Consider the following 14,059-nt stretch of genomic DNA (forward strand, 5'->3'; position numbering starts at 1 on the left):
ACCATGCAACTCCATGACGTCTGGTTCGTGCTCATCGCCGTCCTGTGGACCGGCTACTTCTTCCTGGAGGGCTTCGACTTCGGAGTCGGCGTCCTGACCAAGCTGCTCGCGCGCAACCGCACCGAGAAGCGGGTCCTGATCAACACGATCGGGCCCGTGTGGGACGGAAACGAGGTCTGGCTGCTCACCGCGGGCGGTGCCACCTTCGCCGCCTTCCCCGAGTGGTACGCCACCCTCTTCTCCGGGTTCTACCTGCCGCTCCTGGTCATCCTGGTCTGCCTGATCGTCCGCGGTGTCGCCTTCGAGTACCGGCACAAGCGGGCCGAAGAGCGGTGGCAGGCCAACTGGGAACACGCGATCTTCTGGACCTCTCTGATCCCCGCGTTCCTTTGGGGCGTGGCCTTCGCCAACATCGTGCGCGGAGTGAAGATCGACGAGCACATGGAGTACGTCGGCAGCCTCTTCGACCTGCTCAACGTCTACTCCCTGCTCGGCGGACTCGTCACCCTCACCCTCTTCACCTTCCACGGAACGGTGTTCACGTCACTCAAGACGGTCGGGGACATCCGGGAGCGTTCGCGCACGCTGGCGACCCGGCTGGGCGTGCTCACCGCCGTGCTGGCCCTCGTCTTCCTGATCTGGACGCAGGTCTCGCACGGTGACGGCAAGAGCCTGATCGCCATGGCCATAGCGGTCCTCGCACTGGTCGGGGCCCTGGGCTTCAATCTGGCGGGCCGCGAGGGCTGGTCGTTCGCCCTGTCCGGGATCACCATCGCGGCTGCCGTCGCGATGCTGTTCCTGACCCTCTTCCCGAACGTGATGCCGTCCTCTTTGGACGAGGCCTGGAACCTCACGGTCACCAATGCCTCGTCCAGCCCGTACACCCTGAAGATCATGACCTGGTGCGCGGGAGTGGCCACGCCGCTCGTCCTGCTCTACCAGGGCTGGACGTACTGGGTGTTCCGCAAGCGGATCGGTACGCAGCACATCGTCGACGCGCACTGACCCCTGACCCTGCTTCCCGACCCTGCTCTGGGAGATGTTTCACGTGAAACCGATCGACCCGCGCCTGCTTCGGTACGCCCGCTCCACCCGCCTCTTCCTGGCGGCCGTGGTGGTCCTGGGGCTGGCCGGGGCAGGGCTGGTCATCGGTCAGGCGATGCTGATCGCCGAGATCGTGGTCGGAGCCTTCGAGCAGGGACTGGACGGCGAGGCACTGCGGACGCCGCTGCTGCTGCTCGCGGCGGTCGCGCTGGGGCGAGGTCTGCTCGCCTGGCTCACGGAGCTGGCGGCCCACCGGGCCAGTGCGGCGGTCAAATCGCAGCTGCGGGGCCGGCTGCTGGACCGGGCCGCGGACCTGGGGCCCGGCTGGCTGAGCGGGCAGCGGACCGGCTCACTGGTGGCGCTGGCCACCCGGGGCGTGGACGCCCTCGACGACTACTTCTCCCGCTACCTGCCCCAGCTGGGGCTCGCAGTGGTCGTCCCGGTGGCGGTCCTCGCCCGGATCGTCACCGAGGACTGGGTGTCGGCCGCCATCATCGTGGTCACACTGCCGCTCATTCCCCTGTTCATGGTGCTGATCGGCATGGCCACCCAGTCCCGGATGGACCGCCAGTGGCGGCTGCTGTCCCGGCTGTCGGGGCATTTCCTGGACGTGGTGGCCGGGCTGCCGACACTGAAGGTCTTCGGCCGGGCCAAGGCCCAGGCCGAGTCGATCCGCAAGATCACCGACGACTACCGGCAGGCGACGGTGCGGACGCTGCGCATCGCCTTCCTGTCCTCCTTCGCACTGGAGCTGCTGGCGACGCTGTCGGTGGCGCTGGTCGCCGTGACCATCGGCATGCGGCTGGTCCATGGAGAACTCGACCTGTACACCGGGCTGGTCATCCTGATCCTGGCGCCCGAGGCGTACCTGCCGCTGCGTCAGGTAGGGGCCCAGTACCACGCGGCCGCCGAGGGGCTGGCGGCCGCGGAGGAGATCTTCGAGGTGCTCCAGACCCCCGTCGCCGTCTCCGGCGGCGTGGCCCCGGTGCCGGCCGCGGGGCTGCGGATCGAGTTCGACGGGGTCGCGGTCCGCTACGAGGGCCGGGGTGAGGACTCGCCTGGACCGGTCTCGCTGGCGGTCGGACCCGGGGAGTGCGTCGCGCTCACCGGGCCGAGCGGGGCGGGCAAGTCCACCCTGCTCCAGGTACTGCTGGGCTTCGTCGAGCCGACTGCGGGGCGGGTGCGGATCGGGGGCGTGGACCTCGCCTCGCTGTCGCCCGAACAGTGGCGGGAGCGGATCGCCTGGGTGCCGCAGCGGCCGCACCTGTTCGCCGGGACGATCGCGCAGAACGTACGGCTGGCACGGCCGGACGCGTCCGCGGACGCGGTGGCCGATGCACTGAAGGACGCCGGGGCATGGGAGTTCGTGGCCGAGCTGCCGCGCGGTGTCGAAACGGAGCTGGGGGAGGGCGGGGTCGGACTGTCCGCCGGACAGCGCCAGCGGCTGGCACTGGCGCGGGCGTTCCTCGCAGACCGTCCGGTGCTGCTGCTGGACGAGCCGACCGCCGCTCTCGACGGGGAGACCGAGGCGGCTGTGGTGGACGCCGTACGACGCCTCGCGGTGGGGCGGACCGTGCTGCTGGTCGTCCACCGGCCGGCGCTCCTTGCCGTGGCCGACCGCGTGGTGCGGGTGGGCGCGTCGGGAATCCTGCCGAGCGATGCGGGCGTCCTGCCGACGCCGTCCGCCGCCTGGCCCGGGCGGGCCGCTGCCGGGGCCTCCGAGGGCCTCGGCGGGGAGCGCAACGGGCGGTCCGACGCCGGGGAGTGGATCCTCGGCAGCGCCCCCGAGAGGGCGGCCGAGACCGGCGGCGCCGACTCGGGCGGGGGCGATCCGCTCCGGCGGGTGCGGGCGGTGGCCAAGGCGTGGCAGGGGCGGTTCCGGCTCGGCCTGCTGCTCGGGGCACTGGCCGTCGGGTGCAGCGTCGGGCTGATGGCCGTTTCCGGATGGCTCATCTCGCGGGCCTCGCAGCAGCCGCCCGTGCTCTATTTGATGGTGGCCGTCACGGCCACCCGGACCTTCGGGATCGGGCGGGCCGTCTTCCGGTACGCGGAGCGGCTGGTCTCCCATGACGCCGTGCTGCGGATGCTCGCCGACCTGCGGGTCTCGGTGTTCCGCCGGCTGGAGCGCATCGCGCCCGCCGGGCTGCGCGAGCAGCGGCGCGGAGACCTGCTGGCCCGCCTCGTGGCCGACGCCGACTCCCTCCAGGACTACTGGCTGCGCTGGCTGCTGCCGGTCGGCACCGCGGTACTCGTCGGCACCGGCTCGGTCGCCTTCACCACGTGGCTGCTGCCCGGGGCGGGAGCCGCACTCGCCGTCGGGCTGCTCGCCGCCGGGATAGGGGTGCCACTGGTCAGTGCAGCCTGCGCCCGGCGTGCGGAGCGGCGGCTGGCGCCGGCCCGGGGAGAACTCGCCACCCGGGTGGCCGATCTGCTGACCGGGACCGCCGAGCTGACGGTCGCCGGTGCGCTCGCCGGGCGGAAGGACGCCGCGAAGGAGGGCGACCGGACGCTGACCGGCATATCCGCCCGGGGCGCCGCCGCCACCGGGGTCGGCAGCGGCCTGACCGCCCTCGTGTGCGGGCTGACCGTGGTGGCCGCCGCGGCCCTGGCCGCCGACGCCGTGCACGACGGACGGCTGTCGGGGGTGGCCATGGCCGTGGCCGTGTTGACCCCGCTCGCCGCCTTCGAGGCGGTCAACGGGCTTCCGCAGGCCGTCCAGTACCGGCAGAGGGTGCGCCGCAGCGCCGAGCGGATCCACGAGGTCATCGACGCTCCCGTCCCGGTCGCCGAGCCGGAGCGGCCGGCTGCGGTACCGGCCTCCCCGTTCCCGCTGCGGCTGACCGGACTCGCCGCCCGGCATCCCGGGCAGGAGCAGGAGGCGCTGCACGGGCTGGACCTCACCTTGGAGGCCGGCCGGCGGATCGCCGTCGTCGGCTCCTCGGGTGCGGGCAAGACCTCGCTGGCGCAGGTCCTGCTGCGGTTCCTGGACCCGCACGAAGGTACGTACACCCTGGGCGGCACCGACGCGCGCACCCTCGACAGCGACGAGGTCCGCCGGATGGTGGGCCTGTGCGCGCAGGACGCGCACCTCTTCGACAGCTCGGTACGGGAGAACCTGCGACTGGCCCGGACCGGGGCGAGCGAGGAGCAGCTGCGGGAGGCCCTGAAGGCGGCCCGGCTGCTGGAGTGGGCCGAGGGCCTTCCGGACGGGCTGGACACCCTGGTCGGCGAGCACGGCGAGCGGATCTCCGGAGGCCAGCGCCAGCGGCTGGCCCTGGCCAGGGCGCTGCTCGCCGACTTCCCCGTCCTCGTGCTCGACGAGCCGGCCGAGCACTTGGACCTCACCACCGCGGACGCCCTGACCACGGATCTGCTCTCCGCGACCGAGGGCCGGACCACCGTGCTGATCACGCACCGGCTGGCCGGCCTGGAGGCGGTCGACGAAGTGCTGGTACTGGAGCGCGGAGCGGTCGTACAGCGAGGCGCGTACGCCGAGCTGGCCTCAGCCGAGGGGCCGCTGCGCAACCTGCTGGAGCGGGAGCGGTCGGCCGATGGCGCCCTGGCTGACTTTCCCCGGTAAAAGGGACTAACTAGTCTCAAGGGCATGTCAGTGCAGGAGTCGCAGGAACCACCGGAGCCACTCCCCGGAACACCCGACCCGCTGGAGGCGGCCACGCAGGCCACCCGGAGTCTGCAGGGCCTCTCCACCGAGCTCACCGCCCGGGTGCCACAACTGCTGGAGGCCATGCGCTCCGTGGGTACCGGCCTCGAACTGCACTCTACCCTCGACCGCATCTGCGAGACCGCGGCCGAGCTCGCGGACGCCCGGTACGCGGCGATCGGGGTCGTCGACACCGAGGGCCGCGGCCTGTCGGACTTCGTCACCTTCGGCCTCGACGCCGAGACGGCCCGGAAGATCGGGCACCGGCCGGACGGGAAGCGCGGCCTGCTCGGCGCGCTGATCTCCCACCCCGACACGGTGCAGCTCGCCGATCTCACGAAGGACCCGCGCTCGGCCGGGTTCCCGCCGCACCACCCGCCCATGAAGACCTTCCTCGGTGTCCCGATCCGGGTGCAAGGGGAGATCTTCGGCAATCTGTACCTCGCCGAGAAGAACGGCGGCGGCCGGTTCAACGACTACGACGTCCACATGGTCCGGGTGCTGGCCACCGAGGCGGGCATCGCCATCGGCAACGCCCGGCTGTACGAGGCCGCCACCCAGCGGGAGCGGTGGATCGACGGCTCGGTGGCCGTCACGACCGCCCTCCTGTCGGGCGGGGACGCGGACGACGCCCTCTCGGTGGTGGCCGAGCAGGCCCGCCACCTGGCGGATTCCGCCGCCGGGATCGTGCTGCTGCCGGCCGAGGAGGGCGGCATGGAGATCGTCGCCGTCTCCGCCGAGAGCGCTGCCACCTCGCTCGGCCTGGTGATCCCGGCCGAGAGCCCGGTGGTGGCGAAGCTGCTTGAGGGCGAGCCGGTCTTCGTGGAGGACGCTGCCAGCGACCCCCGCATGAGCAGTCGGCTGACCAGCCAGTACGGGCCCTGCATGATGCTGCCGCTGCACAGCGGCGGGCGGGTGCTGGGCGCGCTGGTCACCCCGCGGGCCCGCGGCAAGAGGCCGTTCAGCGAGGCCGAGCGGACGCTGGCCACCCAGTTCGCCTCCCAGGCGGCACTCGCGCTGATGATGGCCGAGGCGCAGCGCGACCGGGAGCGGCTCGCGGTGTTCGAGGACCGCGACCGGATCGCCCGGGACCTGCACGACCTGGTCATCCAGCGGCTGTTCGCCACCGGGATGATGCTGGAGGGCGCCCAGCGGCGGTCCGTCGTCCCCGAGGTCGTTGACGGAGTCGGCAAGGCCGTGGACGAGCTGGACGTGACGATCCAGGAGATCCGCACCGCGATCTTCGCGCTCCAGCAGGGACCGGCCGAGGCTCCGTCGGGGCTGCGCACCCGGGTCCTGCGGGAGATCAACATGGCCGCGGTGCCGCTGGGTTTCAAGCCGGCGCACCGGTTCCTCGGGCCGATCGACGCGGTCGTCGGCGAGCTGGTGGGCAAGAACCTGATCGCGGCGCTGCGCGAGGCCCTGTCGAACGCCTTCCGGCACGCGGAGGCGTCTCGGATCGAGGTGGTCGTGGACTGCACCGGCACGCTGGCCGACGGCAGGCCCGGGGTACGGCTGGAGGTCGCCGACGACGGGGTGGGCATCCCCGAGGACGGCCGGCGCAGCGGGCTGCGGAATCTGCGCCGGCGGGCCGAGTCGCTGGGCGGGGCGAGCTCGTACGGCCCCGGCATCGGGGAGGACGGCACCGGGACCACCCTGGTGTGGGAGGCCCCGCTCTGAGGTCCCGGGGCTCGTCCTGGCGCTCGCTCCGGCACTCGTCCTAGCGCTGCTGCGCGGCGCGATCCGCGAGGATGCGCTCGATGACGACGGCGACGCCGTCCTCGTTGTTGGCGACCGTACGGCCGGAGGCGGCCGCGATCACGTCCGGGTGGGCGTTGCCCATCGCGTACGAGGTGCCCGCCCAGCGGAGCATCTCCACGTCGTTCGGCATGTCCCCGAAGGCGACGACCTCGGCCGGTGCGATACCGCGCTCGGCGCAGCACAGCTCCAGGGTGCTGGCCTTGGAGACCCCCAGTCCGCTGATCTCCAGCAGGGCGGTCGGGCTGGAGCGGGTGATCGACGCGTAGGCGCCGGCGGCCGAGCGGGCGAGCGCCAGGAACTCGTCCGGGGCGAGCTCGGCATGGTGCGCGAGGAGCTTGAGGACGGGAGCGGAGGTGTCGTCCGCCTCCTCCTCCAGCAGCTTCTCGGCCGTGGCCACATGGGCACCCGGGTCCTGGAAGAAGGGCGGGTACAGCGGCTCGTAGTTGATGCCGGTGGTCATCTCGACCGCGAAAGAGGTGCCCGGCGCGGCGGCGCGCAGAGTCTCCACGACCGTCAGTGCCGTGGCCCGCGGCAGCGCGCGGACCTCCACGAACTCCCGGCCGGCGTGGAGGTCGACCACCGCGGCCCCGTTCGCGCAGATCGCCAGGCCGTGGCCGTGGACGTGGTCGCTGACCACGTCCATCCAGCGGGCCGGGCGGCCGGTCACGAAGAAGACCTCGATCCCGGCCTCCTCGGCCGCGGCGAGCGCGGCGACCGTGCGGAGCGAGACGGATTTGTCGTCGCGCAGCAGGGTGCCGTCGAGGTCGGTGGCGATGAGCCGGGGAGTGGGGGTTGGCCCGTCCGGGCGCTGGGGAGCCGAGGTCACGGATCCATCTTCACCCATGGCCTTGCGACAGCCGACCAGAGCGGGCCGGGCTCCTGCGCCGGATGGCGATGTTTCTCCCCCGGCCGCCGACCGCCGGGTGCCCACGGTGACCCGGGGACAGGCGATGTTTCACGTGAAACATGAGCGGGGCCGTAGGCTCGAACGCATGAGTCTGCGTCTGAGCACTGTGATCCTCCCGGTACGCCCGTGGCGTGAGGGCGGCCGTGACCAGTGGGCGCGAGCCGAGCGGCTCGGGTTCCACACCGCCTACACCTACGACCACCTGACCTGGCGGTCTTTCCGCGACCGGCCGTGGTTTGGCGCGATCCCGACCCTGACCGCGGCGGCCGCCGCCACCGAGAAGATGCGTCTGGGCACGCTCGTCACCTCGCCGAACTTCCGGCACCCGGTGACGCTGGCCAAGGAGCTGATGTCGTTGGACGACATCTCCGGCGGCCGTATCACCCTCGGCATCGGCGCCGGAGGCAACGGGTTCGATGCCTCCGCCCTGGGACAGGACCCGTGGACCCCGCGTGAGCGCGCGGACCGCCTCGCGGAGTTCGTACCGCTCCTGGACCGGCTGCTCACCGAGGCCGCGGTCAGCGAGCGCGGCACCTTCTACTCCGCCGACGAGGCCCGCAACCTCCCCGGCTGCGTGCAGCAGCCGCGACTGCCCTTCGCCGTCGCCGGGAACGGCCCGCGGGGCATGAAGCTCGCCGCCGCCCACGGCCAGGCCTGGGTGACCACCGGCGATCCGAAGCTCTTCGACGAGGGCACCCCCGAGCAGTCGGTGGAGGCCATCCGCGGCCAGCTGGCCCGGCTCGACAAGGCATGCGCGGAGATCGGCCGGGCGTCCGAACCGATGGAGAAGATCCTGCTGACCGGCTTCACCCCGGACCGCAACACGATGCTCGACTCCGTCGACGCGTTCGTCGACTTCGCCGGCCGCCACCAGGCGCTCGGCATCACCGAGATCGTGATCCACGCGCCGATCCCGGACTCCGAGTTCGCTGCCGACGAGAACGTCTTCGAGCAGATCGCCACCGAGGGCCTGGCCCAGCTGGCCGGCTGAAACGGAGAGGATGCCCCCGTCGCCGCCGGGCGACGGGGGCATCGCACTCAGGACCGCAGGCTGTCGAGGGCGGACTGGGCGCGCTCCAGCAGATCCTCCGGGACCCCCTCGGGCAGGGCCCGGAATTCCTCGATCAGTGCCGAGAGCCGAGCGGCTCCTGCCTCATCGCGACCGATCTCCTGTTCGGTCCAGGCGGCGTACTGCACGCACTGGAGCCGGTCCCCCAGATGGTCCGGACCCAGTTCCGCGTACAGGTCACCGGCCCGCGCGGTCAGCTCGATCTCCTCCAGCCGCAGCGCCGCGGTGTCCAGTTCAGCGCGGCGGGAAACCTCGTCGTCCCCGCTGTCCTCGTCGCCGTCCTCGTCGTCGGCCTGCTCGTGCGAGGTGACCCGCCAGTCGAGCACCTGCGCCAGCTGCAGCCAGGTCTGGGCGAGCTCGGCCCGCAGCTGCGGGACGGAGTGGCCCTTGCCCTCGCCGGTCTCCGCGTTCTCGGCCAGCGCGGTCTCCAGGACCCCGGCGGCCTGGTCCATCAGGTCCCGCGCCCGCGCCCATGCAGGCGCACCGGTGTCTGCGCGCGGAGCCATCCAGGCCAGGGAGCGCAGGATCCGCGCCTCGGCGATCGGGGCATCCCCCGCCATCCGGAACAGCTCCAGGGACCGCTCGTACGCGGCGAGTGCCTCGTGGTCCAGGCGCGCGGCGGACAGCTGTTCCGCCGCCGCCTGCGCCAGGGTGGCCTGCGGGCGGGGGTCCTCCCAGCCCTTGGCCACTTCCGCCGCCAGCAGGTACTGCTCCGCCGCTGCCCGGGAGTCGTTCAGCCGGCGCAGCAGATCGCCGAGGAACTCCCGTACGGAGACGGCCTGTCCCTTGCCGTGCTCCAGCAGATCGGGCAGCGTCGACTGCAGCACCTCCGCCGCGTCGGCGTGCCGGCCCTCCCGCGCGTACGCCCGGGCCAGCACCAGCCGGGCCTGCGCCCCGCCGTCGGCGGTCAGACCTGCCTGGTCGAACCAGTGCGCCGAGGTGAGGGCGTGCTCGGCCGCTTCCGCCGCCGCGTCGGCCCGGCGCAGCAGGATGTCCGCGAGGGTGAGCCGTACGACGCCCTGCGTCTCGGCCTCCGTCAGCTCAGCGGAGTGCTCCAACGCGGAACGCGCCGCCTCCTCGGCCTCCTCGGGCCGCTCCACCGACATCAGCACACCGGCCCGCAGCACCAGCGCGTCCACCGACTGCCACGGCAGGCCCGCCGACACCGCCCGGGCCGCGGAGGCGGCCAGCAGCGGCAGGGCCCGCTCGGGCTCGCCCTGCGACAGCGCGATGCGGCCCAGCATCTCCTCGGCCTCGGCCGCCAGATCGGGCAGAGCCTGCGCGTACGCGGCGACGAAGGCGCCGAGTTCGGCCGCCAGCTCGCCGTGCCCGTGGTCCTGGCCGGGCTCGTGGAGGTGCTCGTGCTCGGGACCGGCCTCCAGCGAGCGCAGGTACGACTCCACGCGGATCGACGACAGCTCCGCCAGCGCTATCCGGCGCCCGCGCAGCGGCTCGTCCGAGTCCAGGGCCTCGGCGGCCTTCAGGGCCGCCGCCAGCAGCTCCCGGATCCGCTGCGGCCCGGCCCCGGACTGCGCCGCCGCGCTCGCCAGCCGCAGCTCCGCCAGCGCCGCGCGCTCCATCTGGCCGAGCTCGCGGTAGCGGTCGCGGACCGCCTCCAGCAGCTCCGCCGCGTTCCCCGCCCCGCCGCGGGCCGCCATCAGGGCCCGGTGGTCCGCCACGTCAGCGGCAACCAGCGGGTCCACCTCGTCCTCCGGGCGCGCGTCCACCCGTGCGCCGACCTCGGCCCAGAGCGCGTCCGCGGCCGGATGCCGCTGTTCCCGGGCCTGTCGGGCCCGCTCCACCAGCTCCTCGAAATCGGCCGCGGGCGGCGCCGGTACGACTGCGGCGGCAGGGGCGTTCACCGCGGCGGCCGGCTGTGGCAGCGCCGTACTGCGCACCCCCAGCGGCAGTACGCCGACCAGCGGGTCCCGCCCGATCCGGGCGAGGAAGCGGTCGGAGACCCGGGTGGTGCCGTTGCGGACGTCGAAGCGCCGGGCGATGTCGAGGGAGCTCGCGCGCAGCACCGCGTAGAGCTCGGAGACGGTGTGCGGGGCGCCCCCGTACGGTACGGCCGGGCTCTGCCCGTGCCCCAGCTCCGTCAGCCGGCGCAGCAGTACGAGGATGCCGCCGTGGAAGGCCATCTGGTCGTCGACGTTGACCAGCGGGTTCATGTGGGCTGCGTGCTCGGCGAGGATCTCCAGGCCGCGCGACTCGTTGCCGCTCAGGGCGCAGAACTCGATGTGCTTGCCGATGGAGGGCAGCAGGCTCTCGTTGCCGCGGGCCATGCGGTAGCCGCGTACGTGGTGTGCACGCGCCTCGTCGAAGCGGCCCAGGCGCAGCAGCGGCAGCAGCGAGGTGGCGAGCAGCCGGTGGGGCTCCTCGGCGCAGGTCCGCTCGCCCGCCAGGACGGGCCGCCAGAGCTCCAGGGCCCGGGCGTCGTCCCCGCGCAGCACGGCGTACGCGCCCTGGCCGTTGAGCTCGCAGGCGTGGCAGTCGCTCATGTCGTCGCGGTCGGCGGCCAGCCAGGCCCGGTGGGCCCGCTCGGCCCGGTCGTCCTGGCCGATCGCGTCGGCGAGCCACAGCTCGGCCTCGCGGACCGGTCGCTCGCTGTAGCCGGCGATCCGGTAGCGGCGCTCCATCTCGTCCAGCCAGCCGGCGGCGGACTCCAGCGGGATCTCCGGGGAATCGCTGATGGCCGTGGCCACCCACTTGAACTGCCAGAACAGCGAGTGGGCTTCCCACCGGTCGAAAGCGCCGGGGTCCTTGTCGTACTCCTGGAGCAGCCGGGCGAATGGCACCAGCATCTTCGAGGACTCGGCACTCCAGAGATAAGCGTTGATCAGGTTGTCCAGGGCCGTGCGGAACAGTGCCCCGTCACCGATCGCCTCCGCAGCGCCCACGAGCACCTCGGCGTGCGCGTTGCGTGCGGATCCGTTCGGGGAGTTCCTGTTCTCCAACAGGCCCTTCTCGATTTCCTCGCGCGTCAGCATGGTCACTTCTGTCCCTCCGGGGAGTCGGTGGAGTGGGTCGCCCATTCCAGGAGTCCGAGGAAGGCCCGGTTGAGCAGCGTGGAGTCGGCGGGGCGCAGCGGCCGCTGGGACATCAGCAGCGCCTGCCCGTACAGCGACTCGACGGCCGTGCCGGTCAGGGCCTCGTCGGGCAGGGCCGAGATCCGGCGGATCAGCGGGTTGTTGTGGTTGAGCACCAGTCGGGCGCGCGGCGCGGAGCCCCGCAGGGCGCCGAGGATTCCGCTCCACAGCGAGTCGGCGCTGTCCAGCGCCGCCGTACGGTCGCGCTCCTGGCGGGCCTGGCGGTCGTCGAGGTAGAGCGCGGGAACGGACACGGGCTGGAAGGCGCGCAGCACGACGTCGCAGCCCTGTGCCTCCAGCCGGGTGCGCGCCGTGGACAGGAAGGGCGCGAGGGCCAGTTCGGCGGAGGTCGGGACCGGGTCGAGCCGCTCGGTGACGGCTCCGGCGTCCAGCTCCGTGACCTTGAGGTCCGGCCGCACGGTGGGCAGCAGGGCGAGCAGGTCGGCGTCGTACGTGTATCCGGCGTTGATGACGCCGAGGCCGTGGGCCGCCGCGATCGGGGCGATCTGGCGGAACTCCTCCACGGTGCGCGTGAAGTGGATCTCGCTGTGGGCGGCCGTGAACTCCTGGAGGCTCATCGAGCCCTCGCTCGTCTCGAACGGCAGCCAGGGCAGCATCAGGCCGAGCAGTTCGGCGTCGTGCCGGGCCAGGGACTTCACCCCGAGGTGGTGGACGCTCAGGAAGGCGGCCAGGCGCTCCGGTTCGCTCGCGGCGAGCTCGGCGAGCCAGGCCCGGACCCGGGCGCCGAGGGCCTCGCGTACCGCGGACAGGGTCTCGTCGTCGTACAGGTTCTCGCGGGAGGCGGTGGGCCGCAGCGTGTCCGTGTCGATGACCGCGCGGACGAAGAACGCCCAGTCCGGCAGCAGGTTGTCGGCGTGGTCCGTGAGCAGCATGCCCTTTGAGGTGGACGCGGTGTCCGGCCCGGTGGGCGGGGCTGGTCGGCTCGGGGAGGACGTACGCCACTCCGCGCACGCCGGCGACGGGCAGGTCGAGGTCGATGCTGTCGAGCGGGGTGAAGCCGAAGAGCTGCGCGCAGTGGCCGGCGAGCGCGACGCGGCGCGCGGCGGGGGTGGGGAAGGGGCGGTCCCACACGGCGGGCCGGTCGGTGATGCCCCGCGGCTCGGCGCCTTCGCCGCCCGCGCCCGCGCCCGGCCCCTCGCCTTCGGTGAAGGTGATGTCGTACGGGAGCAGGGAGCCGTAGTCGCGTGCCAGCTGCTCGACCTTGGCCGGGACGGTCCACTCCTCCGCTCCCGGGCGGGCCTGCAGGATGACGGTGGTGCCGGGCTCCCGGCGGGCCTCGTCGGGCAGTTCGCGGACGGTGTACGAGCCGTCGTCCGTGGCCAGCCATTCGACGGGCGAGACCTGGGGGTCCCGGGCGGAGCGGGTGATGACACGGATCTGGCGGGCCACGACGAAGCAGGCGAGCAGGCCGATGCCGAACTGGCCGAGGAACTCCCGGCGGGTGGTCTCCAGCCCGTGGTCACCGCCGCGCTTGGAGCTGCGGCCGATGGTCGCGAGGAGGGAGTGCGCCTCGGCGGCGGTCAGGCCGATGCCGCTGTCCTCGATGGTCACCCGGCCCGCGGACGCCGACAGGCGGATGCGGATCTCCGCCTCGGGGTCGAGTGCCTGGCGGGCGGTGACGGCGTCCACCGCGTTCTGCAGCAGCTCGCGGACGTAGACGCGCGGGCTGGAGTAGAGGTGGTGGGAGAGCAGGTCGACCAGGCCGCGCAGATCGACCTGGAAGCTGTTGGCGGACGGGTCGGAGTGGGTGGAGGAAGGGGATGTGGACGTCACGGGGCGTCACCTCGCGTGCTCGCATGGATGGTTCGGCGATCGCGAGGCACCCCCCTCACGGATCGGAATGAGGAACAGAGTAGGGGGATGATCTGACAATCCCGTCCTGAATTCCTGCGCTAGGAAAAGCGCAGGAACTGCGGCGGTACGGCGTCCGCCAGCCACACTCCGTTGGCGCTGACGCGGAAGACGTGCCCGGCCGCGCGCATGGCCCCCGCGTCCACGGCGAGCACGACCGGCCGCCCGCGCCGCGCGCCCACGCGGGTGGCGGTCTCCCGGTCGGGGGACAGGTGCACGTGGTGGCGGGCCATGGGGCGCAGTCCCTCGGCGCGGATCGAGTCCAGGGCGGCGGCCACGGTGCCGTGGTAGAGGTACGCGGGCGGCTCGGCCTCCGGCAGGTCCAGGTCCACGGGAACGGTGTGGCCCTGGTTGGCGCGGATGCGGGTGCCGTCGACGGCGAACCGCTGCTTGTCGTTGGCGGCGACGACGTGGTCGAGTTCGGCGCGGCTGATGGGGAAGCGGTGGGCGGCGGCCGCGCGGAGAAGATCGTCGATCTCCACCCAGCCCTGGGGGTCGAGCACCAGTCCGATGCGTTCCGGCTGATGCCGCAAGTGTTTCGAGACGTATTTGGACACCTTCACGGTGCGTCTGTCGTCCATGAGCCCAGCTTGCCCGGTCGGCCAGGGGTCGAGCAGGGATTTATCGGCGCTCTGCCGGGCCGGGCACCGGGACGC

General features: G+C 72.8%; 7 protein-coding genes and 1 pseudogene. 4 read left to right on the forward strand and 4 right to left on the reverse strand.

Annotated elements, in window-relative coordinates; genetic code table 11:
- The first annotated feature begins 3 nt into the window (after positions 1 to 3).
- From cydB to ACIBAD_RS23555, 3 genes are read left to right on the forward strand one after another with little or no spacing between them, the layout of a single operon-like run.
- Positions 4 to 1,005 carry a cytochrome d ubiquinol oxidase subunit II gene (gene cydB / locus ACIBAD_RS23545; protein ID WP_134072927.1) on the forward strand — a complete coding sequence of 334 codons (1,002 nt, stop codon included), beginning with the start codon at positions 4 to 6 and terminating at the stop codon, positions 1,003 to 1,005.
- 43 nt (positions 1,006 to 1,048) lie between these two features.
- Complete coding sequence (gene cydD / locus ACIBAD_RS23550; RefSeq protein WP_134072929.1) at positions 1,049 to 4,624, forward strand: thiol reductant ABC exporter subunit CydD; 3,576 nt, start codon at positions 1,049 to 1,051, stop codon at positions 4,622 to 4,624.
- A gap of 24 nt (positions 4,625 to 4,648) precedes the next feature.
- Positions 4,649 to 6,385 carry a GAF domain-containing protein gene (locus ACIBAD_RS23555; RefSeq protein WP_134072931.1) on the forward strand — a complete coding sequence of 579 codons (1,737 nt, stop codon included), beginning with the start codon at positions 4,649 to 4,651 and terminating at the stop codon, positions 6,383 to 6,385.
- Positions 6,386 to 6,425: 40 nt separating this feature from the next.
- On the opposite strand, the gene ACIBAD_RS23560 is transcribed toward ACIBAD_RS23555, so the two are convergent.
- Entirely contained in the window at positions 6,426 to 7,310 is an 885-nt protein-coding gene (locus tag ACIBAD_RS23560) for a Cof-type HAD-IIB family hydrolase (protein WP_134072933.1), read from the reverse strand.
- A gap of 148 nt (positions 7,311 to 7,458) precedes the next feature.
- Between ACIBAD_RS23560 and ACIBAD_RS23565 the strand changes: the two genes are divergently transcribed.
- Positions 7,459 to 8,364, forward strand: a complete 906-nt coding sequence (locus ACIBAD_RS23565) for an LLM class flavin-dependent oxidoreductase (protein ID WP_134072935.1) — start codon at positions 7,459 to 7,461, stop codon at positions 8,362 to 8,364.
- Between the two features lie 47 nt (positions 8,365 to 8,411).
- Here the strand turns inward: ACIBAD_RS23565 and ACIBAD_RS23570 are convergent, their stop codons facing one another.
- The 3 genes and pseudogenes from ACIBAD_RS23570 to ACIBAD_RS23580 form a co-directional block, all read right to left on the reverse strand.
- Positions 8,412 to 11,438 (reverse strand): tetratricopeptide repeat protein, encoded by a 3,027-nt coding sequence (locus tag ACIBAD_RS23570; protein WP_398908258.1) that lies wholly within the window; start codon positions 11,436 to 11,438, stop codon positions 8,412 to 8,414.
- A pseudogene (locus tag ACIBAD_RS23575) lies at positions 11,435 to 13,325 on the reverse strand (HSP90 family protein). The gene ACIBAD_RS23570 and the pseudogene ACIBAD_RS23575 overlap by 4 nt, the downstream one beginning before the upstream one ends.
- Before the next feature lie 119 nt (positions 13,326 to 13,444).
- Positions 13,445 to 13,984 (reverse strand): RNA 2'-phosphotransferase, encoded by a 540-nt coding sequence (locus ACIBAD_RS23580; protein ID WP_398908259.1) that lies wholly within the window; start codon positions 13,982 to 13,984, stop codon positions 13,445 to 13,447.
- Between the last annotated feature and the right edge of the window lie 75 nt (positions 13,985 to 14,059).

The sequence above is a fragment of the Streptomyces sp. NPDC051109 genome (assembly GCF_044455885.1).
GTDB lineage: Bacteria > Actinomycetota > Actinomycetes > Streptomycetales > Streptomycetaceae > Streptomyces.

What these genes read in the sequence shown, in the direction of transcription:
- ACIBAD_RS23565 (WP_134072935.1), top strand. Translation starts at nt 7,459, where the DNA reads ATGAGTCTGCGTCTGAGCACTGTGATCCTCCCGGTACGCCCGTGGCGT.
- ACIBAD_RS23580 (WP_398908259.1), bottom strand. Translation starts at nt 13,984, where the DNA reads ATGGACGACAGACGCACCGTGAAGGTGTCCAAATACGTCTCGAAACAC.
- ACIBAD_RS23555 (WP_134072931.1), top strand. Translation starts at nt 4,649, where the DNA reads ATGTCAGTGCAGGAGTCGCAGGAACCACCGGAGCCACTCCCCGGAACA.
- ACIBAD_RS23560 (WP_134072933.1), bottom strand. Translation starts at nt 7,310, where the DNA reads ATGGGTGAAGATGGATCCGTGACCTCGGCTCCCCAGCGCCCGGACGGG.
- cydB (WP_134072927.1), top strand. Translation starts at nt 4, where the DNA reads ATGCAACTCCATGACGTCTGGTTCGTGCTCATCGCCGTCCTGTGGACC.